Source organism: Gemmatimonas sp., assembly GCF_044345575.1.
In the GTDB taxonomy this organism is placed as follows: Bacteria; Gemmatimonadota; Gemmatimonadetes; order Gemmatimonadales; family Gemmatimonadaceae; genus Gemmatimonas.
The window spans coordinates 1-19997 of sequence record NZ_JBIJAW010000029.1; the positions used below are offsets into that span (position 1 = coordinate 1).

General features: G+C 66.1%; 15 protein-coding genes and 1 tRNA gene. 6 read left to right on the top strand and 10 right to left on the bottom strand.

The features are described from left to right. Positions 1 to 1140, bottom strand: a 1140-nt coding sequence (locus ACIQ6O_RS03460; protein ID WP_396206383.1) for a P1 family peptidase, incomplete at its 3' end; no start/stop codon positions are given. Between the two features lie 183 nt (positions 1141 to 1323). Here ACIQ6O_RS03460 and ACIQ6O_RS03465 point away from each other — a divergent pair. From ACIQ6O_RS03465 to ACIQ6O_RS03475, 3 genes are read left to right on the top strand one after another with little or no spacing between them, the layout of a single operon-like run. After that, positions 1324 to 2415: a hypothetical protein gene (locus ACIQ6O_RS03465; protein WP_396206384.1), complete on the top strand. Its 1092-nt coding sequence runs from the start codon at positions 1324 to 1326 to the stop codon at positions 2413 to 2415. Between the two features lie 25 nt (positions 2416 to 2440). Continuing rightward, positions 2441 to 2977, top strand: a complete 537-nt coding sequence (gene moaC / locus ACIQ6O_RS03470) for a cyclic pyranopterin monophosphate synthase MoaC (RefSeq protein ID WP_396206386.1) — start codon at positions 2441 to 2443, stop codon at positions 2975 to 2977. Positions 2978 to 3001: 24 nt separating this feature from the next. Next, complete coding sequence (locus tag ACIQ6O_RS03475) at positions 3002 to 3838, top strand: transglycosylase SLT domain-containing protein (RefSeq protein ID WP_396206388.1); 837 nt, start codon at positions 3002 to 3004, stop codon at positions 3836 to 3838. Between the two features lie 4 nt (positions 3839 to 3842). Here ACIQ6O_RS03475 and ACIQ6O_RS03480 read toward each other — a convergent pair whose 3' ends face one another. The 4 genes from ACIQ6O_RS03480 to ACIQ6O_RS03495 form a co-directional block, all read right to left on the bottom strand. Further along, the gene (locus ACIQ6O_RS03480; protein ID WP_396206389.1) at positions 3843 to 5510 is read right to left on the bottom strand and encodes a transglycosylase SLT domain-containing protein; all 1668 of its coding nucleotides are present in this window, start codon (positions 5508 to 5510) and stop codon (positions 3843 to 3845) included. Positions 5511 to 5591: 81 nt separating this feature from the next. Then, entirely contained in the window at positions 5592 to 6257 is a 666-nt protein-coding gene (locus ACIQ6O_RS03485; RefSeq protein WP_396206390.1) for a response regulator, read from the bottom strand. Continuing rightward, positions 6254 to 8215, bottom strand: coding sequence for a sensor histidine kinase (locus tag ACIQ6O_RS03490; protein ID WP_396206392.1), 1962 nt, complete (start codon positions 8213 to 8215; stop codon positions 6254 to 6256). The genes ACIQ6O_RS03485 and ACIQ6O_RS03490 overlap by 4 nt, the downstream gene beginning before the upstream one ends. Further along, positions 8212 to 9825: a mechanosensitive ion channel family protein gene (locus tag ACIQ6O_RS03495; RefSeq protein WP_396206393.1), complete on the bottom strand. Its 1614-nt coding sequence runs from the start codon at positions 9823 to 9825 to the stop codon at positions 8212 to 8214. Before ACIQ6O_RS03495 ends, ACIQ6O_RS03490 begins: the two co-directional genes overlap by 4 nt. Before the next feature lie 194 nt (positions 9826 to 10019). On the opposite strand from ACIQ6O_RS03495, the gene ACIQ6O_RS03500 reads away from it, so the two are divergent. Continuing rightward, positions 10020 to 11618, top strand: coding sequence for a M28 family metallopeptidase (locus ACIQ6O_RS03500; protein ID WP_396206394.1), 1599 nt, complete (start codon positions 10020 to 10022; stop codon positions 11616 to 11618). 94 nt (positions 11619 to 11712) lie between these two features. Continuing rightward, positions 11713 to 11785 (top strand) — tRNA-Lys (locus tag ACIQ6O_RS03505). A gap of 45 nt (positions 11786 to 11830) precedes the next feature. Here ACIQ6O_RS03505 and ACIQ6O_RS03510 read toward each other — a convergent pair. The 3 genes from ACIQ6O_RS03510 to rplS are packed head-to-tail and all read right to left on the bottom strand — an operon-like array spanning position 11831 to position 13719. Beyond that, positions 11831 to 12673 (bottom strand): SDR family oxidoreductase, encoded by an 843-nt coding sequence (locus ACIQ6O_RS03510; protein ID WP_396206395.1) that lies wholly within the window; start codon positions 12671 to 12673, stop codon positions 11831 to 11833. Beyond that, entirely contained in the window at positions 12666 to 13340 is a 675-nt protein-coding gene (locus tag ACIQ6O_RS03515) for a ribonuclease HII (RefSeq protein ID WP_396206396.1), read from the bottom strand. The genes ACIQ6O_RS03510 and ACIQ6O_RS03515 overlap by 8 nt, the downstream gene beginning before the upstream one ends. Positions 13341 to 13362: 22 nt before the next feature. Beyond that, complete coding sequence (rplS, locus tag ACIQ6O_RS03520; RefSeq protein ID WP_396206397.1) at positions 13363 to 13719, bottom strand: 50S ribosomal protein L19; 357 nt, start codon at positions 13717 to 13719, stop codon at positions 13363 to 13365. A gap of 312 nt (positions 13720 to 14031) precedes the next feature. Between rplS and ACIQ6O_RS03525 the strand changes: the two genes are divergently transcribed. Further along, positions 14032 to 16098: a prolyl oligopeptidase family protein gene (locus ACIQ6O_RS03525; RefSeq protein WP_396206399.1), complete on the top strand. Its 2067-nt coding sequence runs from the start codon at positions 14032 to 14034 to the stop codon at positions 16096 to 16098. A gap of 12 nt (positions 16099 to 16110) precedes the next feature. Here ACIQ6O_RS03525 and ACIQ6O_RS03530 read toward each other — a convergent pair whose 3' ends face one another. Together ACIQ6O_RS03530 and ACIQ6O_RS03535 are read right to left on the bottom strand one after the other, a co-directional pair. Beyond that, on the bottom strand, positions 16111 to 18051 hold the full coding sequence (locus ACIQ6O_RS03530) for a DUF885 family protein (protein ID WP_396206400.1): 1941 nt from the start codon (positions 18049 to 18051) through the stop codon (positions 16111 to 16113). Positions 18052 to 18141: 90 nt separating this feature from the next. Further along, positions 18142 to 19997, bottom strand: a 1856-nt coding sequence (locus ACIQ6O_RS03535; protein WP_396206401.1) for an ATP-binding cassette domain-containing protein, incomplete at its 5' end; no start/stop codon positions are given.

Here is a 19997-nt window from a genome sequence, read left to right on the forward strand (position 1 = left end):
ACCGCGTGCGCGCAGCAGATTCCGCACGGAATCCACCGGCAACGGCTTCACTGTGCCGGCGCGGCTGCTCACCGGTGTGGCCATGAGTAGCGCGTTGTATAGCGCTTCCTCGGTGGCTTCCGTGACCGCCTGGAAGAGCGCCGACATGGCATCGTTGCCCAGTTCATCGTTCGTGGAGAGGGCCGCCTCCGGGTTACGTCGAACCCGTGGATTGGTGGAGAACGCCAGCACGTAGTCACCGGAGCCGTTGGATGCGCTCGATCCGGTACGGGCCAACCCCATGACCGCGCGGGCCCCGAGTCGCTCAAGGTTACGGGCGAGCACCGGCGCATCGGTGGCAATCACGATCATGCAGGATCCATCACCTCGCTCGGCGCCCGGATCTCCGGGACCGGAACGGCCCGTGGGTGCCACGTCGCGCTGGAAGGAGAACCGGCCGAGCAACTGGCCGATGGGCACCCCGGCCATCTGCAGCACGCCGCCGTAGTTGCCCTGCACCAATACGCCCACCGTGTACCCGCCGAGCGACGCCGGCAGTACGCGCGAGGCGGTACCGATCCCGCCTTTCCACCCGAACATGACGGTACCATGGCCGGCGCCGACGCTTCCCTCCGCCACCGGCCCGGTGGCCGCCGCGTCGAGGGCCTGCGCCACGGCGCGCCCAATGCCGACACGCGAGCGGGTCGCGTTGAGTTGGCCGTCGTTCGTTTCCCCCACGATGGGGTTGATGGAGCGCACGCCGCCATTCTCCGGCCGCTTCAGCATCCACTGCGCCAGCGCATCACCGGCCTGCCAAATGCACAGCGTGCAGGTGAGCACGATCGGCGTTTCGATTTCTCCCAGTTCCCGCAGTTGCGTGACACCCAGGAGCTTGCCGAAGCCGTTCCCCACGTGCAGCGCCGCGGGCACCCGGTCGCGGAACAGGTCACCCTCGTGCGGGATGATGGCCGTGACGCCCGTACGCAGCGAGTCTCCCTCGCTCACCGTGGCGTGTCCCACTCGCACCCCGGCCACATCGGTGATGGCATTGTTGGCGCCGGTGGCGAAGATGCCCGGGGCCAAACCGACGGCGCGGGCGCGCACCTGCGCGCCGAGCACGGCGGGAGCGAGGAGCAGAACCGGAAGAATCGAACGGAGCATGGGCAGGGACGGCAGTTGAGGCGCGAGCTGGACGGCGCACCGGAACAGCGCGAGCGGATTCGCCGGCGATGGGCGCGTTGCAAAGCTAGCGCCCATGCACTCACGCCGTTCCGGTGCGCATCCCGGCTTGCGCCGTTCCGTCGTTCCGCCGTTCAATCGCCCCCGCCCGCATTATTTTGCAGCATGCCCTTCCGCCCGCTCTACGGCCACCACGCCATCCGTGCCCGCCTCAAGGCCGCCGCCTGCGACGGTCGTCTGCCGGCCAGCCTGCTGTTGCAGGGCGGACTCGGCGTGGGCAAGCAGCGGCTGGCCCTGTGGCTGGGCCAGTATCTGCTCTGCGAACGGGCCACGCGCGAACGGCTCGCCGAGCCCTGCGGCGCCTGCCAGCACTGTCGCTATTCCGAGCGGGGCATGCACCCCGACCTGCATTGGTTCTTTCCCCGCCCGCGCCTCAAGGATGGCGATGCCTCGGCGGCCGAAGTGAAGGCCGATCTCGCCGAAGCGGTAGCGGAACGCATGGAGGCCGAAGGGCTGTACGCGCCGCCCCCGGGAAGCGAGGGCATCTACGTCGCGACGATTCGCGCCCTGGTCACCATGGCGGCAAGCAGGCCGGCGATGGCCGCGCGGACGGTATTCGTGGTGGGCGATGCCGAACGCATGGTGTCACAGGAAGGGGCCGATCAGGCCGCGAACGCGTTTCTCAAGCTGCTCGAGGAGCCGCCCTCGGGGGTGACCTTGATCCTCACGACGAGCGAGCCGGGGGCGCTGCTGCCCACCATCAAGTCGCGCGTGGTGTCGGTGCGGGTCCCGGCCCTGCCGCGCGCCGACATGGAAGCGTTCCTGTCGGATGCCGTCGTGGCGCGGAAGCTGTCTCGCGTCCCCCACGACGAGCAGCTGGCGCGGGCCGGCGGCGCGCCCGGAGCACTGTTCGCTGGCGAGAGCATGAGTGCCGCGTTCGCCAATGCCCGCCTGTTGCTCGAAGCCGCCATCGCGCCCCGCACGCCCGACGGAGTGGTTCTGCAGGTGAAGGCTGCCGCCCGACAGGGGGTGGCCGGCGCCCGCGGGGCGTTCAGCGATACCCTCGAGGCGCTGACCCAACTATTGCATGCCCGCACGCAGCAGCTCGTGCTCGCCGGGCGCGATATCGAGGCGCGCCGCACCGCCACGGTCATGCCCCTCGTTGAAGCGGCGAAAACCAAAGCGCAGAACAACGTGAGCCCCAACCTGCTCACGGCCGCGTTGCTGCGCGACATGCATCGCGTGATGGCCCCGTGACCCTTTGCCGACCCCTCGCCGCACCATGACCGATCACGATACCGCCCCGGGCGCGCCCCTCCCGAACCGCCCCGCGGACGTCGCGCGTGAGCTTTCGCACCTCGACGGGGCAGGAAATTTTCAGATGGTGGACGTCGGCGACAAGCCGATTTCCGTACGATCCGCCGTGGCCACGGGTGCAATCCGCATGCAACCGGAAACCTTCAAACTCATACGTGACAACGGCTTGAAGAAGGGCGACGTCATTCCGGTCGCCAGACTGGCCGGAATTCAGGCAGCCAAACGCACGGCGGAGCTCATCCCCCTCTGCCACCCGCTCCTGTTGTCCGGGATCGACGTCCGGGTTAGTCTCGATGAGTCCCTGCCCGGTTGTCGGGTCGAGGGACTCGTCAGAACCACCGCGACGACTGGGGTGGAGATGGAAGCGTTGACCGCCGTGTCCGTGGCATTGCTCACGATTTACGACATGGCCAAGGCGGTTGACCGGACGATGGTGATTTCCGACGTCATGCTGCGCGAGAAGCGCGGCGGCACGAAGGGAGACTTCACCGGCGGTCCGTAAGTGACCTGCTGAACGAGAGGGCCCATGCACGACCCAATCGATACATCGGTACGACAGGCGGCGATGGTTCGGCGCCGGCGGATGGAACGCCGGCAGACGACACGCCGCATGCGAGCAATGGTGGTGTTGTCGGCCGTGGTTTTGGTCGGCGTGATGATGGTGAAGCCGAGCACCGACGCACCCCAGGGCGGGGCTGCGATCGGCGTAACGGCCGAAGGCACACCCGTTGCCGCCACCTCGGCCACCAACGGACCCCTGCCGGGCCCCCGAGCGCCCCTGTTTCGGACGTTGCCTGCCAATGCGGCGTCACCGTGGAAGCGTCCCGGTGACCTCTTGAAGCGCGACCGGACCGCCGAAGGACCGTCGTTGGCCTTCGGCACCGATCTCCGGCTCCGCGAACGCCACGAGTCGCTCAATCGGTGGCATCGGATCTACAGCTACAGCGCCAAGTACCGGATCAAGCCCGATCTAGCCCGTCGCATCTACGACGCGGCCACCACGGCCGGACTCGAGCCCGAGCTGGGGTTCCGCCTCGTGCGAGTGGAAAGTGTGTTCGACCCCAAGGCCGAAAGCCCGGTGGGGGCACTGGGGCTCACGCAGCTCATGCCGTCCACGGCGCGCCTGTTCGAGCCCGCCGTCACCCGTGAGCAGCTGCTCACCGCCGACGTGAATCTCCGGATCGGCTTCAAGTACCTGCGGGCGCTGATCCGCGAATACAAGGGCGACCTCAAGTTGGCGCTCCTGGTATACAACCGCGGGCCGGTAGCGGTGGAGCGGGCACTCGCGATGGGCCGAAACCCCGCAAACGGCTACGAAACTATTGTGACCAGGGGCTATCGAGGCAACGGCACTCTGGAGTAGCCAACTACTTCTTTTTCTTCACCTTAGACGAGGCGGCCTTACGTGGTTTCGAGGTCGCCTTCTTCTTTGCCGGAGCCGGCTTTTCCACAGGCTTCTTCACACGGGATTTTTGTGATTTCGCTTTGCTGCTTGTCACGTTCTTGCCAGAGCGCTCGGACACTGTGGACTTCCGGATCTGCAGCGTCTGCCCGGCGAGAATGCGCGAACCGCGCAGACCGTTCATCGCCTTGAGCTGCGACTCCGTCAGCCCGTACCGCCGGGCAATGGCCCCAAGCGTCTCGCCGCGCCGCACCACATGGACCCCACGCGCGCTCAGCCCCTTGGTGCCGGACGGGCCGCCGAACTTCTCCAGCGACGGGTCGGGGATGTCGCGGGCGAAGGACAACGCGGCCTCCTGCGGCACGCGGAGTGTCTGGCCAGCGGTGAGCCGCCCCTTTCGCGAAATACGCCAGGTCGGGTTGAACCACCGGAGCTGCTTCAGCGAGACCCCGTGCCGGCTCGCGAAACCGCTGGCCGACATGGCTTCGTCGAGCCGGACCGCGCGAAATCCGCGCAGCGCCTCAGGAGGCACCGTATCGATGGCGGCCCGCAGCGATTCGGACATCCCCACGGGCACCCGCAGCCAGATGTCGGCGTCGGGCGGGGTGATCCCACGCAGCAGCGCCGGGTTGAGATCGCGCAGCGTGCTTCCCGGCAGATTCCCGGCCGCGGCCAGTGCCGCGAGGCTGGTCCCCGCAGCCACCCGCAACGAGTCATACGCATAGGTCGGCAGCGAATCGATGCGCAGTCCATACTGGTCGGGCTTCTTGGCGACCAGCGCCGCCGCGATCAGCTGCGGGACGTAGTTCTTGGTCTCGGCCCGCAGAAAATCCTGCTCGGCCAGGGCGAAGAAGCGGTCTTCCCCTTCGGCCCCCTCGAGCTCATCGGCAAAGCGGGTGAGCCCCCGCGAGACCCGTCCAGGTCCGCCGTTATAGGCGGCAGCGGCCAGATAAAACGACCCGAACTGCTTCTGCAGGAACCCTAGGAAACGGATGGCACCGTCCGTGGCCCGCGCCGGATCTCGGCGCTCATCCATCCACCAGTCCACCCGCATGCCCACGTCGCGGGCCGTACTGCTCATGAATTGCCACATCCCAACGGCGGCGGCGCGGGAATACGCGTGCGGATCGTAGCCGCTTTCGATGAGCGCCAGATAGGTGAGGTCTTCCGGCATGCCGCTCGCCCGCAGCTTCGCCCGGATCATGGGCTCGTAGCGCGTGCCACGCGACAGACGCGACTGGAACCGCTCGCGCGCCTTATTGGAAAACAGCTCCACATAGTGCTCGACGCGGTCATGGGTTTCGTACGACCGCACGTCGATGTCCCACACGGGCTCCTCACCGCTCGAGTCCGCCACCGTCGCAGCGGTGGAGTCCCCGAATACCGCGATCGCGGTGCGCACGACCTCCTCGGGGGTCGCCGGGTCGGCTGGCGGCGGCGTCACCCGCGCGGCGCTCGCTACGCCTGCCACCACGGCGGGCGCAGGCGCAACGGACGACGGAACGGGCGTGGGACGCAGGCCGCGGCACGCTGGCAGCACGACCAGCACCGCCAGAAGCGAAGCGCGCGCGCCGCGACGGGCGGCGCACACCAGCGGCAACGGGCCGGCCGAAGGAGCGGTGGGAAGATTCACGGGGGACAACCTACGCGGAATGCGGCCGACCCGAAACAGACCCGTTGCGGCGATTCGTTTCGCACGTGGCCCACGGAGCCCTCAGCCGCCTTCCGCGACCCCCGCCTCCAACGCGAAACGCGTGAGCCCCGCCACCGAATGGATCTGCAGCTTTTTCATGAGGCTCTCCCGGTGGGCCTCCACCGTTCGACGACTGATCCCCAGTTCAGCGGCGATCGCCTTGTTGGTGAGGCCACGCGCCACGCCTCCCAGCACATCGCGCTCGCGTGGCGTAAGCTGCTCCAGTTGCGAGGCGGAGCTGTTTTCCGGTACGGAGTCGGCCGAGGACAGGCGCCGCACCACGGCCGGACTGAAAAACGTGCCTCCCGCATGCACCGCCCGGATGGCCGCCCGGAGCTCCTCACCCGCCGAATCCTTGAGGAGATAGCCGTGGGTGCCGATACGCATCCCCTCGCGCACGTATTCGCCTTGATCGTGCATGCTCAGCAGCAACACCCGCGCCGTCGGCAGCAACTCCCGCAGTCGCGCCGCCGCCTTGAGCCCCGTTTCTTCGGGCATCGTGATGTCGAGCACGACCACATCCGGTTGGTGCTCGAGCGCCAGCTCCACGGCCACACGACCGTTGGACGCCTCCGCCACCACCTCGATCTGCGGGTCGGCATCGAGCACATAGCGCAGCCCCTCACGCACAAGGGCGTGATCGTCGGCAATGAGAACGCGGATGCGGGCGGGGGCTGGGGGTGTCATAAGCTCGTCGGAAGAATCGGCACGGTGAGTTCCACTTCGGCACCGGGTGCGCGATTGGCGATGTGCAATTTGCCACCGGCCGCAAGCAGGCGTTCACGCATCCCGGTGAGCCCCATGCGGTGATCAGTGTCGCGCAGGCGCCCCCCACGCAGCGTCGGGAACCCTCGACCGTTGTCCTGTATGGTGAGGGTAAGCGCGTCCGCAGTCACCGTGACGGAGACATCCACCTGCGTCGCGTCGGCGTGGCGCACCACGTTCGACAACGACTCCTGCAGGCCACGGAACACGGCGAGATCAGCGTCGCCGGAGAGCGTCGGCAGTGTGGCCGGTGCGGTAAAGGTGGCGCGCATACCACTGCGCTCGGTGAAGTCGGTGACCAGCGAATGTAGCGCGGGACGCAACCCGAGGTCGTCGAGCAGCGTGGGGCGCAGATCACTCGTTACCTGACGGATGCTGGCAATACCGGTATCCACCAAACCGAGTAACCGGTCGAGCCGTGGGGCCGCGCCATCCGCGAGTGATCCGCGCAGCGCCTCCAGCTGCATCTTCACCGCCGAGAACACCTGCGCCGTTTCGTCGTGCAGCTCACGCGAGAGCCGGCGGCGCTCCTCCTCGTGCTGCCGCAGCATGCGCGCCGACAACAGCTCCAGGGCCCGGGTGCGGTCGGCCAATTGACGGTCGAGCGACCACTGATCGAGCGCCGCGCCCACCTGCTGCCCCAACGCGAGCAGGAAGTCGTCGTCGAGCGCCGTGAACGGATTGCGAATGTCCCCGGCCATGATGAGCGCGCCCACCGACTGCGTTCCCGCACCCACAGGCAGCACCGCCACGAATGGCTGTTCACCACTGCCGGACACCACCTGCGGCCGCCGCGCCGTGCGCATCCGTGTGAGCGCATCGCGGACGGCTGGCTGCAGGGTCGCCCCCACCCACGTCTCGCACACGCCGGCGCCGCGTAGCACACGCCCGCGCACCACCGGTGAGACCGACGGCCCCATCGTGCTCCCCGCACGGGCCGCCTCCAGGACGCGATCGAGCACCTCGACCGGCAATTCGTCGTCACCTGGTTCGCCGTCGGCCGCCGCATCGCCACGTTCGGCCGCGTGACCGTCAGCGGCGCCATGCCCGCGCGCAGGTTCGAACACATACATCGCTGTGCCGCGCACCCCGGGGAGCGCCAGCGGACGCGAGAGGAGGACATCGAGGGGCTGGGTGTCATTGGTGCGGCGCTGCAGGTCACCCGACAAGGCCGAGAGCGCACGCACGCCACGCCCGAGGTCGTCGAGCACCAGCAGGACGAGCCCCGCTGCCACGAGCAGTTCGAAGCTGATGTCGAGGTAGTAGCCCCACGGATTCCACGCCCCCTGCGCGCGCAGCCACGGGTAATCGAGGTGATGCAGCCCCCACAGCGCGAACGAAATCGCCAGCAACCGCGCGCCCGTGGACCCGGTAATCCGGAAATGCCGGAAGAACACCCATCCGGTCCATGCGGTGGCCCCGCTCAGGAACAGCACCGCCGGCAACGCCGCCCAGAGGAAGTGGTCGAGTACATAGATGGCGATGTACGACCACAGCAGGGGAAAGAGCGCCAACAGCAGATACATCGGACGCGCCCGCGGCTGGCGGAGAAACACCAGTGCCGCCCAGAGGAGCGCGAGTGCTGTCCATCCCGTGGTGACCTGATGCCAGTACAGCCACACGCGCTGTCCCGACAACAGGAAGCTGAGGATGCACAACAGGCGCGCCACGTACACGCCCCAGGCCAGCGCGAACCAGCCGAACCACGGACGCCGATAGCGAGCAAAGAGATGGGCACACAACACGGCCACGCCGGTCGTGATGGCCCCCTGCAGCAAGCTGGCGGCGAGTTCGGTGGCGACCACGGGGGCGGCTTGGGTCGGGACATCAACCTGAAGCAGCGAAAGCAGCACCGTGGTGGGCATCGCGTTCGTCGTCACCCGTCGACGGGCGGCGCCGGCTGCCCGGCCTGCGTGACGTGATACACGGTGCGTGAGGGAAAGGCGAAGCTCGCGCCCCTGTCCCGGACGATGCGCATGAACTGTATGAGCATGGCATGACGAATCCTCAAGAATTCGTTCCAGTCGGTCGTCTGGAACCAGCTCACCACATTGACACGAATGGCCGAATCCGTGAAGGCCACCACCTGCACCCTCACCTCATTCGCCCAAATACGTGGGTGCGCCCGCAGCGACGATTCTACCGCATCGCAGATCGCCTCGAGCTGCTCGGGTGTCGCATCGTAGGTGAGATCAAGATCCGTACGCAACAAAATACGATCACGCTCCCCGAACGTTTCGATACGCTCGTCAGCCAGACGCCCATTCGGGATCCGCACCACCGTTCGATCGATAGTACGGAAGCTCGTGCTACGCAGGCCAATTCGCTGTACTTCGCCCTCCGTTCCTCCCGCGAGCACCCAATCCCCAACCCGGAAGGCCTTGTCGGCCGCGAGACTTACGCTACCGAAGAGATGCTCCACAGTCTTTTGGGCGGCGAGCGCGACGGCAACACCGCCGATGCCAAGCCCAGCCAGCAGCGTACCAACGGGATACCCGAATTGCGAGAGCACCACGAGCAACGCGATCGCGGCAAGCGTCACCCGCAGAAAGTTACCCAGTAGCGGCACCAGCGTACGCGCCTGCGGCGCCTGCCCCGTCTGCCACGCGGCGTTCTGGAGGCGCGCCTGCACGATACCAATGAGTCGCAGCAGAACCCAAAAGAGCGCGAGGAATGCAAGGCCACGCGAACTCGCCTCAAGAAAGGCGGATACCCGCGGGTTGAGTTCGAGCAGTGCGAACAGCGGCGCACCGATGAGCGCGGCCGCCCACAGACGAAAGGGTCCCCGAAGGTTCAACAAGAGGACGTCGTCCCAATCGGTCACGGTTCGCCGAGCTACGCGACTCAGCAAGTTCCGCAGCAGCGCCCCGACGAGCCACGCCAGCAGTACCAAAACTGGAAAGGCCGTGCCGAGCCCAATCCACTGCCACCAGTACACATTGAAGGGGCCCTCACCCATGAGCGACTGCGGTACGCGTTCACGTACCCATGGAGGACCGAGCGATTCGAACCACCCGTCGATGCGCCTCACCGTCGCTGGAGAGAAGCGCCAATGAACCGGAGGCCCGCTGACTCGGACGAGGAAGATCGACTCGGTACGTCCACCGGACGTGATTTCGGCGATGACGTCGCCGGTCGGATCTCCATCCAGGGTGTCGCCACTCTCGAGCGGAGAGAGTGCGGATAGGTCAACCGCCAGCCGTTGATCAATGACAGTTTTCAGGCGTTTTGCCAGAGTCGGCGCGTACAGCCGCTGACCAGCGGGTACGACGAGATACTCGGCTGCCTTCTCCCAGTCACCAGCATTGCCCTGCCGGACAAACTCTCTCATGGCCGCCCGCGGGGAGGCGGGGGATACACTAACGAACGCGGTATCGAACGCCGGCCCTTTGGCGACCGCCGCCTGTGCCGGTAGCACCGACGCCAATGTGGAGATCCAGAGGACCAGTGCCGCGCTCAATGCTGACGGATGAAGATGCCAAGAGTACATGTCGAAAGATAATCGCAGGGACGGCACCTGACGCATATTGGGGGTTCCCCTTTCACTCGGGCTTCATGCATCGGCCAACACGATACCAGACCGCTGGACTTGTCTTTACTGCCGCGACCTCGGCCCTCTTTGCAATTGGGTGCACCCCCTCGGACCTGCGCAACGAAGCTGTCTCGAGCGGTTCGGCGTCGACGATGATCAACGACGCCCCGGTACCGACCGAGGCCATCGCGGCGCTCGATACGGCCACACTCATGCAGCATGTACGCGTACTCGCCGCCGACAGCCTGCTGGGCCGTCAGCCCGGTACACTCGGCGAAGACCGCACGGCGGCCTATCTCGAGTCACAGTTCAAGGCCATCGGGCTCGCCCCGGGCAATCCTGATGGCACGTACACGCAAAAGGTGCCGCTCGTCGGCATCACCGTGACCAACGCCCCCACGCTGACCTTCGCCAAGGGCGGCACCACCCGCGCCCTCAAATGGCGTGACGATTACGTGGCGTGGACCAAGCACGTGGAGCCCACGGCGTCGCTCGACAAGTCGGAGTTGGTGTTCGTGGGGTACGGCACCGAGGCCCCAGAGTATCAGTGGGACGACTTCAAGGGACTCGATGTGGCGGGCAAGACGCTCGTGATGCTCGTGAACGACCCACCGCTTGCCGACACCGCGCGATTCGGCGGCGCGCGCATGACGTACTACGGGCGCTGGACCTACAAGTACGAGCAGGCGATCAAGCACAAGGCCGCGGGTGTGCTGCTCATCCACGAGACGGAGGCCGCCGGCTATCCGTTCTCGGTGGTGCAAGGCAAGACCGCCGAGCAGTTCGACCTGGTGGCGCCGGACAAGAACATGTCGCGGGCGGCAGTGGAAGGGTGGATCACGCTCGATCAGGCGAAGTCGCTCTTTGCGATGGCTGGTCAGAACTTCGACGCGCTCAAGGCCAAGGCGGCGACGCCGGCGTTTGCGCCGGTGCCGCTCGGGGTCACCGCGAGCGTCACGCTGAAGAACACGCTGCGCGAGGTGGCCTCACGCAACATGGTGGCGAAGCTGGAAGGCAGCGATCCGGCGCTCAAGGACGAGGTGGTGGTGTACTCCGCCCACTGGGATCACTTCGGTGTGGGCGTCCCGGTGAAGGGCGACTCCATCTACAATGGCGCCGCGGACAACGCGACCGGCACCGCCGGGTTACTGGTGCTGGCGCAAGCGTTCAAGACGATGAAGACATCACCCAAGCGCTCCATCATCTTCCTCGCGGTGACCGCCGAGGAGCAGGGACTGCTCGGTGCGGCCTACTACGCCATGGTGCCGTTGTATCCGCTCGAGAAGACGGTCGCCAACATCAACATGGACATGTTGAGTCTCTGGGGCCCCACCCGCGATCTCACCGTGATCGGACTCGGCAACTCCGAACTCGATGACTACGCCCAGGCGATTGCCACAGCGCAGCATCGCGTGCTCACGCCGGACGCCGAACCGGAGAAGGGCTTCTACTACCGCTCCGATCACTTCAACTTCGCCAAGAAGGGCGTGCCGGCGTTCTACGCGGAAGCCGGCGTGGACGTGGTCGGCAAACCGGCCGGGTACGGCCGGCAGAAGCGTGACGAATACACGGCCAACGACTATCACGCGCCGCAGGATGAGATCAAGCCCGGCTGGGACCTCACCGGCGCCGTGCAGGATCTCGAGCTCTTCCTCAGCATGGGCTATCGCGTGGGCAACGCCGCGAAGTTTCCGGAGTGGCGCGTGGGCAACGAATTCCGCGCCGCGCGCGAGGCCATGTTCAAGAAGTGACATGAATCGTCGATGCGGGGCATGGCACACGGTTGACCATGCCCTCGACATCGGCGATTCTTAGGGCTTCAGTGTTGCTCCTTCGGGAGCGGCTGACCGGGTAGCTCAGTCGGTAGAGCAGCGGACTTTTAATCCGTAGGTCGTGGGTTCGATCCCCACCCCGGTCACTATGTAGGACAGCGCGTTCGATGCGCTTTTCAGCGGCCCACTGGTCACGGCTGAGCTTTCGCCAGCCATTCGCCGCCGTCGACGACGAAAATGCCGCCGGTGATCCAGTCGCCCGCGGGCGACGCGAGAAAGGCCACCATATTGGCGATATCGCGCGGTGTGCCCCAACGGCCCAGTGGAATGCCCTTCCGCGCATACTCGGCCATCTTCTCCTCGGCAGCGGCGAACACGTCGGGCACCCCGCTCTCGGCTGGAGGCGTAAACGCCTTGCGCACGCCCTCGGTGGGAATGGGACCCGGCGCAATGGCATTCACGCGAATACGCTGCGGAGCCCACTCCACCGCGAGCGTGCGCGTGAGCGCATCCACGCCCGCCTTGGCAGCGGTGGCGTGCGCCATAAGCGGCCAGCCGCGATAGTGCAGCGTCATGCTCGTGCTCACGATGCGTCCGCCGCCCTGCTTCGCCATGATGGGGTACACGGCCTGCGAGCAGTAGAACGTGCCGTAGAGATCGATTTCTACCACGGCCTTCCACGCATTCGGCGAGAGCGTCGCGCTCGGCGCGTAGAAGTTGCCGGCGGCGTTGTTCACCAGCAGATCGAGGCGCCCATGCGTGGCCGCCACGCCGTCCACCACGGCCTTCACCTGCTCGTTATCGCGCACGTCGAGTTGTACCACACTCGCCTGGTGTCCGCGTGCCGTGATCGTGGTCAGCGCCGCCTCGAGATGCTGCGGCTTGCGGCTCGCGATCACGACGTGCGCTCCCAGTTCGGCGAGCAACTCGGAAATACCAAGGCCGATTCCCGTGCCGCCACCGGTGACGAGGGCCACCTGGCCGTTCAGCAGTCCGGGCGCAAACACCTGTGGATACGCTGTGTTCTCATGCATCGGAGATTTCCCGGTTGGCCGCGGTAGAAGTGGCGTCGTCGAGCAGGAGGGAGACCTGTTCGTCGAGACAGAAGGTGCGACGATGATGCGGCGTGAGGCCGTGTTCCGCGAGGGCCTGGCGATGCACCAGCGTACCGTAGCCGCTGTTACGCTCCCACGCGAAGTGGGGATGACGCCTGGCCAGCGAGGTCATGAGCCGATCGCGCGTGACTTTGGCGATGATGCTCGCGCAGGCGATGGCGTAGCATTTGGCGTCGCCCTTCACCACGGCCGTGTGGTCGACGCCGAGGGTGCGCAGCGGTTTGCCGTCGACGAGCACATGATGCGGCGACTGCCCGAGGCGGACCGGTACACGATCAAGTGCTCGGCGCATGGCAAGCACCGTGGCGTGGTAGATGTTGATGCGGTCGACTTCGCGTGCGCTGGCGGCGCCGATGGCGATGACGAGGGCCTGCTCGCGAATGCGGCCGGCGAGCACCACGCGCGTGGCGTGGTCGAGCTGCTTGGAATCATTGACGCCGGCGATGGCGCGCTTGTCGGGTGGCATGACCACGGCACAAGCGACGACGGGGCCCGCTAGGGGGCCCCGTCCGACTTCGTCTACTCCGGCCAACAGCGGACCGTACTGCTCACGCAGCGTCCGCTCGATCGGGCTCCAGCGAGCCACCGATGTGTTGGCTGGGCGCGCCTTACTTGGCGGGCCGGACGACCTTGCGCTCCTTGATGCGGGCAGCCTTGCCCGTCACGTCGCGCAGGTAGTACAGCTTGGCACGGCGAACGACACCACGACGCACGACGACGATGTCGGCCAGCATCGGGCTGTGCACCGGGAAGATGCGCTCCACACCGACGCCATTGGACACCTTACGCACCGTGAACGTCTCGCTCACGCCGGCACCACGACGGGCAATGCACACCCCTTCGAAAGCCTGGATACGCTCCTTGTCGCCTTCCTTCACGCGCACGTTCACGCGCACCGTGTCACCGGCGCGGAACGGGGCGACTTCCTTCATCCACTCTTTCTGGGTTTCGATAAACGGATGCATGGTAACTCCGGGGCCGAGAGGGCTGGCCCGTTTTTGAGGTGCTGCGGATCCGGTGACCCGCCGCTCGCCGTGAGGCGCGCGATCCGGGATGCAACCGGTGCGAGAGGCCAGGACGTGGACACGGAAGCGAATTCTTCCGGCCGAATCGACGTGGCATCGCCACCTGGCGGGACCGCGGGTGCGGGCCGGCCGAGGGACTGAAACGACCCCCGGAAATCCGGGGTAGCTCAGGAACATATCGGTGGACGGGGCCGGATGGTAGGGGGAACCGGCCGTGCTTCTGCCTTCCGGACACTTTCGGTAGACTGCGGCATGCCCCGCCTCTCCTATCCGCCGACCCGCAAGGCCGACCAGGTCGACCACTACCACGGCACGGCCGTTCCCGACCCGTATCGCTGGCTCGAGGACGATCTCTCCGACGAGACCGCCGAGTGGGTCGCGGCCCAGAACCGCCTGACGTTCGGGTATCTCGACCAGATCCCCTTCCGGGACGCCCTGCGGCGCCGAATGACCCAGCTCGTGGACTACCCGCGCAGCTCGGCCCCCGAACAGAAGGGCCCCTGGCGGCTCTTCGCGCGAAACGACGGCCTGCAGAACCAGCCCGTGTACTACCTCCAGCGCGGCGAGGATGGAGCGGAGGAGGTGCTGCTCGACCCGAACACGCTCTCCCCGGACGGGACCACGCGGGTGGCTGGCCTCACCTTCGATCGGGCGGCCCGCTACATCGCCTACATGGTGAGCCACGCCGGCTCCGATTGGCAGCAAATCCGGGTGATGGATCTGGCCACACGGGACATCCTCCCCGACACGGTGGACTGGGTAAAGGTCTCCGCGATCGCCTGGCATGCAGACGGCTTCTACTACAGCCGGTATCCGGAGCCCGGCGAAGACGAAGGCGCCTATTCCGCCCGCAACGACGATCATCAGGTGTACTACCACGCGCTCGGCACACCGCAGAGCAGCGACCGCCTGATCTATCACGATCCGGAGAACCTCCAGCGGTTCCACATCCTCGGCACCACCGAGGACGAGCGGTACGCCGTGCTCTCCATCAGTGACCGCGGCAAGGGGAAGGACGGCAACGCGCTGCTCGTGAAGGACCTCCACGACGCGCATGGCGACTGGATGCCCGTGTGGACGGAGTTCGACGACCAGTTCACCGTGCTCGACAACGACGGCGAGACGCTGCTGGTGCTCACCAACCGCCACGCGCCGAATCAACGGGTCGTGCGTATCGACCCCAAGCACCCGGCCGAAGCAGCCTGGCACACGGTGATCGCCGAGCGGGAAGAGCCACTCGAAGGCGTGGCCACCGCCGCCGGGCGGCTGTTTGCACAGTACCTCCAGGACGTCACGTCGCGCGTGCACGTGTACCGTTTCGACGGCGCGTTCGAGCGTGAGGTGGCGTTGCCGGGACTCGGTACCGTCGTGGGTTTCGGTGGCGAGCACGACGCAACGCAGCTCTTCTACACGTTTACGAGCTTCACGGCCCCGGCGACCGTGTACCGCTATGAGGTGGCCAGCGGCGCGAGCACGGTGTACCGCGCCGTGGAACTGCCGTTCGATCCGTCGCAGTTCGAGACGACGCAGGTGTTCGTGACCAGCCGGGATGGCACCCGTGTGCCGGCGTTCATCGTCGCGAAGAAGGGGCTGACGCTCGACGGCAACAACCCCACCCTGCTCTACGGATACGGCGGGTTCAGCGTGTCCCTCCCACCGTCGTTCAGCGCGCTGCGCATGTCGTTCCTCGAACAGGGGGGCGTGTACGTGCAGGCCAACCTGCGCGGCGGCGCCGAGTACGGCGAAGCGTGGCACCAAGAGGGGATGAAGGAGAAGAAGCAGAACGTCTTCGACGACTTCATCGCCGTAGCCGAGTGGCTGATTGCCAATGGCTATACGCGCAGCGAGCGGCTCGCCATCCAGGGCGGATCGAATGGCGGTCTGCTGGTGGGCGCCATCATGACCCAACGCCCCGAACTGGCCCGCGTGGCGCTGCCGGCGGTAGGCGTGATGGACATGCTTCGCTTCCACACGTTCACCATCGGCTGGAACTGGATCGCCGACTACGGGTCGAGCGACGAAGAGGAAGGGTTCCGCTACCTGCACGCCTATTCGCCGCTGCACAATCTGCGCGACGGGGTCGATTACCCGGCGACGCTGGTCACCACCGCCGATCATGACGATCGCGTGGTGCCCGCCCATTCCTTCAAGTTCGCCGCGCGCCTGCAAGAGGCGCACGGCGGCGATACCCCGGTCCTCATCCGTATTGAAACGAAGTCAGGACACGGCAGCTCGTCGCTCTCCAAGCAGATCGAAGAAATGGCCGACGTGCACAGCTTCATCTACCACAACATGGGTATGACGCCGGTATTCCCCTGACCCCTCGATCGGTTACTTCACCGGGAAGGGACGATGGGGCGGCAACTGTTCGGCGAAACGCCACGGTGCCGCCCCATCGCGCGTGAGGGGCGTACCGGCGATGCGCGCGCGCACCATGGCAATGGGCATGGGGCCGCCACGGTACAGCGCATCGTGGAACTCACGGTCCTTCATCTTGCCACTCATCACGAGCTCCTTGTACAGCGCCCGAAGCTGCAGCCCACCCAGCATGTACGCGGCCTGATAAATGGGCGAGTACGACCCGTTGAACGAGCGACGCACCTCGGCCTCGGAGTTGGCGCGCTCGAACGGCACCTTGTCTACGAGATACTCGATGCACTGCTCAGGGGTCATCTTGCCGAGGTGGAAGCTGAGCGAGAAGACGATGCGCGCACTGCGGTGCATGCGCCACGCAATCGCGCCGAGCCGATCTTCGGGACGCACATGGAAGTCGTGATCCCACAGGAAGAATTCCCAATACAGCGCCATCCCTTCGTTCCAGAATGGCGTATTGAACGGCCGCCGGTGCGTGTTGTATCGCGCCGTCATGAACCCTTGCAGGTGATGGCCGGGATTGAGCTCATGAAACACGGTCGCGCGGGAGAAGTGCGGGTTGTTGCCCCGCATGCTCATGAGCTTCTCCTCGTCCGTCATGTCGTTGGTGGGGTACGACACGAGGATCATCTCGCCACCGAGAAAAAACGGACTCACGCGCTGCCGCTCAGGCGACAGCATCTCCATACGCCAGTCTTCACGGGCGAGCGCCGGGATGGTCACCCAGTCGTGCTTGCCGAAAAACGCCTCGGCTTCGTTGGCGAGATCGCGAATGAGATCCGGCTGCTTGCCGGGCTCTACGTACGCGTTCTTCACCTTCTCCATCGCGGCCTTCCAGTCGTCACCGAAGCCCATCTGCCGCGCGGCCTTCTTCGCCTCGTTCTCGTTGAAGGCGTACTCGCGCTCGGCGATGGCAATGAGTTCGTCAGCCGTGTATGGAATCATCGCGTGGCGCAGATCCATCGCGAGCCCATCGGCGCCGATGGGATCCCCGATGATCGGCTCATTCGCCCCAGCGGCGTTGCGGGGAGCCGCTGCCGCGGCGCCCGACGGTGCCCCCGTGGCTACGGCCGGCGCAGCGTTGGCGACCTGAATTCCAACAATGCGTTGACGAATGGTCTGCGCGTAGCGACGCATGGCCTCGTCGAGCTTCTGGTACGGATTGGCCGCCCACCACGTGAAGATGGGATCGAAGCCGGCGTAGAACCGGTACCACGAGCCCAGCGTATTGCGCACCTGATCGAGACGGTCGGCCGCACGATTGCCGGCCGTGCGCGACACCTTGGGCGCGGCAACACGCGACGTGCGTGCACTGTCGCCGCCGGCGCGCGCCGGTGCGGGTTCGAGCAGCGCGCGTAGACTGTCTACCCGCTTCGTGGCCTCGGCCAACGTATGCGCCGCCTGCTGCGCATTGATCGACACGAGATTGCGGCGGGACTCGTGCATCGCCAACAACGTGTCGGCGAAGGGTAGCAACGGCACGATCTCGGCGAACTGCTTGTCCTCGCGGGCCATCAGGTCGAGTTGGTAGCGTACGTGGTTGTCGAGCAGCACGTAATCCACCTTGCCTTCCTGCGACAGCTTGCCGAAATCGAGCGCCGCCAACTGTTCACGCCAGCTCGTGTAGAACGCGCGCATACGGGCCCGCTGTCCCTTGGAGTCGGGCGCATCGTAGCGTCGTTGCAGTGACGACTGGTCCGCTGCAAAGCGCGACACCACTTCGGCCAGCTCGCTGGTGGTGGTCCCCATGAATTGCGTCAGCGAGGGGACACTCGCCTTGGGGTCGGCCGGAAACGTCTGTCGTGTGCTCGGGGGAATGCCGGGCCCCTGCGCCGCGAGCGACGCCGGGAGCAACAGACCGCACGCGAGGAGAGCCGACGACAGCGGACGCTTGGACACGAGGAGAGACTCCGAGGGCGAGTGACAGGACGGAAAGGAAACCGCCCTACCTTACGCCCCGTACGCCGCTTGCACCACCCTCGCGCGACGCTACTCCGAAGCGATGGTCTCCAGCTCTTCCCAACGGGTCATCGCCTCCAACAGGCCGCTTTCCAGTTTCGCCAGCGTGGCATTGATATCGAGCACCCGCTGCCCGTCGCGCAGCACCTGCGGGTCGGCCAGCAATGCCAGTGCGGCGTCACGTTCTTGTTCGAGTGTGGCGATACGATCGGGAAGCGCTTCGAGCTCCTTGCCTTCCTTGAAGTTCAGCTTGCGCTTCTTCGACTTTTCGGTCGTGGGGGCGGGAGCCGCCACGGGCTTAGGCGCGACCGGCGCTTCGATTGGTGCGGGACGCTGCCGCACCCAGTCGGAATAGCCGCCAGCGTACTCTTTCACGACCCCCTTGCCTTCGAATACCAGCGTACTCGTCACCACGGCATCAATGAAGGCACGATCGTGAGACACGAGCAACAGCGTGCCGCCGAACTCCACCAACAGTTGCTCGAGCACGTCGAGCGTCTCCATGTCGAGATCGTTCGTGGGCTCGTCGAGCACGAGCACATTGAACTGCCTGGTGAAGAGACGGGCGAGCAACACCCGATTGCGTTCCCCACCGCTGAGGGCCCGAATTGGCGTGCGGGCGCGATCGGCCGAAAAGAGGAAATCGGCGAGATAGCCGTGAATGTGCCGGCGCTGGCCACCCACCTGCACCCAGTCGGTGCCATCACCCACGGCCTCGATCACGCTCTTCTCGGGATCGAGCTGCTCACGCAGCTGATCGAAGTACGCGATCTCGAGATTGGTGCCGTGACGCACCGATCCCGCCTGCGGCTCCAGTTCCTTGAGCAACAGCTTGAGCAGCGTGGTCTTGCCCGAGCCGTTGGGGCCCACGAGCCCCACACGATCGCCACGCATGATGGTCGTGGTGAGATCACGGACGATGGGGCGGTCGCCATGAGCGAAGCTGAGTCCCTGCGTTTCCAGCACCAGCCGCCCCGACCGCTCGGCCTCCTGAATCTGCGCGCGGGTGGTTCCCACGCGCTCACGACGCTGCGAGCGCTCCACGCGCATCGCTTCGAGCTGTCGTACGCGCCCTTCATTACGTGTGCGACGCGCCTGAATACCAGTGCGAATCCACGTTTCCTCGATGGCCAGGCGGCGATCGAAGTCTTCCCACTCCTTCGCCTCGGCGTGGAGCATCTGCTCCTTGCGCTCGAGGTACGCGTCGTAGGTGGTGCCGTAATCCGCGAGGCGGCCGCGATCGAGTTCGACGATGCGCGTCGCGACGCGCCGCAGGAACGCGCGATCGTGTGTGACGAACACCAGCGTGATGCCTTCCTCTATGAGGAACTGCTCCATCCACTCGATGGCATCGATATCGAGGTGGTTGGTGGGCTCGTCGAGCAGCAATACGTCTGGCGCGTTCACCAGCGCGCGCGCGAGCAGCGCCTGGCGCGTGCGCCCACCGCTCGCTTTCTCGATGCGCGCCTCCGGGTCGAGCCCCAGGTGCTGCAGCGCCGTTTCCACGCGCAGGTGGAGCTGCCACGCGTTGGCCGCGTCGACCTGCCGATGCAGGCGGTCGAGCTCCTGCATGGCCTTGTCGGAGTGATCGGTGGCCACCCGCACCGACGCGGCGTGATAGCGGGCGAGCAGTGCGCCAGCGTCTCCGAGCCCCGCCGACACGAGGTCGAACATGGTGCCAGTGAGGGTGCGCGGCACATCCTGTTCGAGCCGGGCCACGGTCACGCCGCCCTGGCGTACCACCAGCCCGCTGTCCGGGGTGAGCGTACCATCCACCACCTGCATGAAGGTGCTCTTGCCGGCACCGTTGCGCCCGAGCACGCATACACGCTCACCACGCTCGATGGCGAAGGTCGCCCCATCGAGTACCGGGGGACCGCCGAAAG

Coding starts and splice junctions, on each gene's coding strand:
- ACIQ6O_RS03465 (WP_396206384.1), top strand. CDS start 1,324: ATGCCCTTCCGCCCGCTCTACGGCCACCACGCCATCCGTGCCCGCCTC.
- moaC (WP_396206386.1), top strand. CDS start 2,441: ATGACCGATCACGATACCGCCCCGGGCGCGCCCCTCCCGAACCGCCCC.
- ACIQ6O_RS03475 (WP_396206388.1), top strand. CDS start 3,002: ATGCACGACCCAATCGATACATCGGTACGACAGGCGGCGATGGTTCGG.
- ACIQ6O_RS03485 (WP_396206390.1), bottom strand. CDS start 6,257: ATGACACCCCCAGCCCCCGCCCGCATCCGCGTTCTCATTGCCGACGAT.
- ACIQ6O_RS03495 (WP_396206393.1), bottom strand. CDS start 9,825: ATGTACTCTTGGCATCTTCATCCGTCAGCATTGAGCGCGGCACTGGTC.
- ACIQ6O_RS03500 (WP_396206394.1), top strand. CDS start 10,020: ATGATCAACGACGCCCCGGTACCGACCGAGGCCATCGCGGCGCTCGAT.
- ACIQ6O_RS03510 (WP_396206395.1), bottom strand. CDS start 12,673: ATGCATGAGAACACAGCGTATCCACAGGTGTTTGCGCCCGGACTGCTG.
- rplS (WP_396206397.1), bottom strand. CDS start 13,719: ATGCATCCGTTTATCGAAACCCAGAAAGAGTGGATGAAGGAAGTCGCC.
- ACIQ6O_RS03525 (WP_396206399.1), top strand. CDS start 14,032: ATGCCCCGCCTCTCCTATCCGCCGACCCGCAAGGCCGACCAGGTCGAC.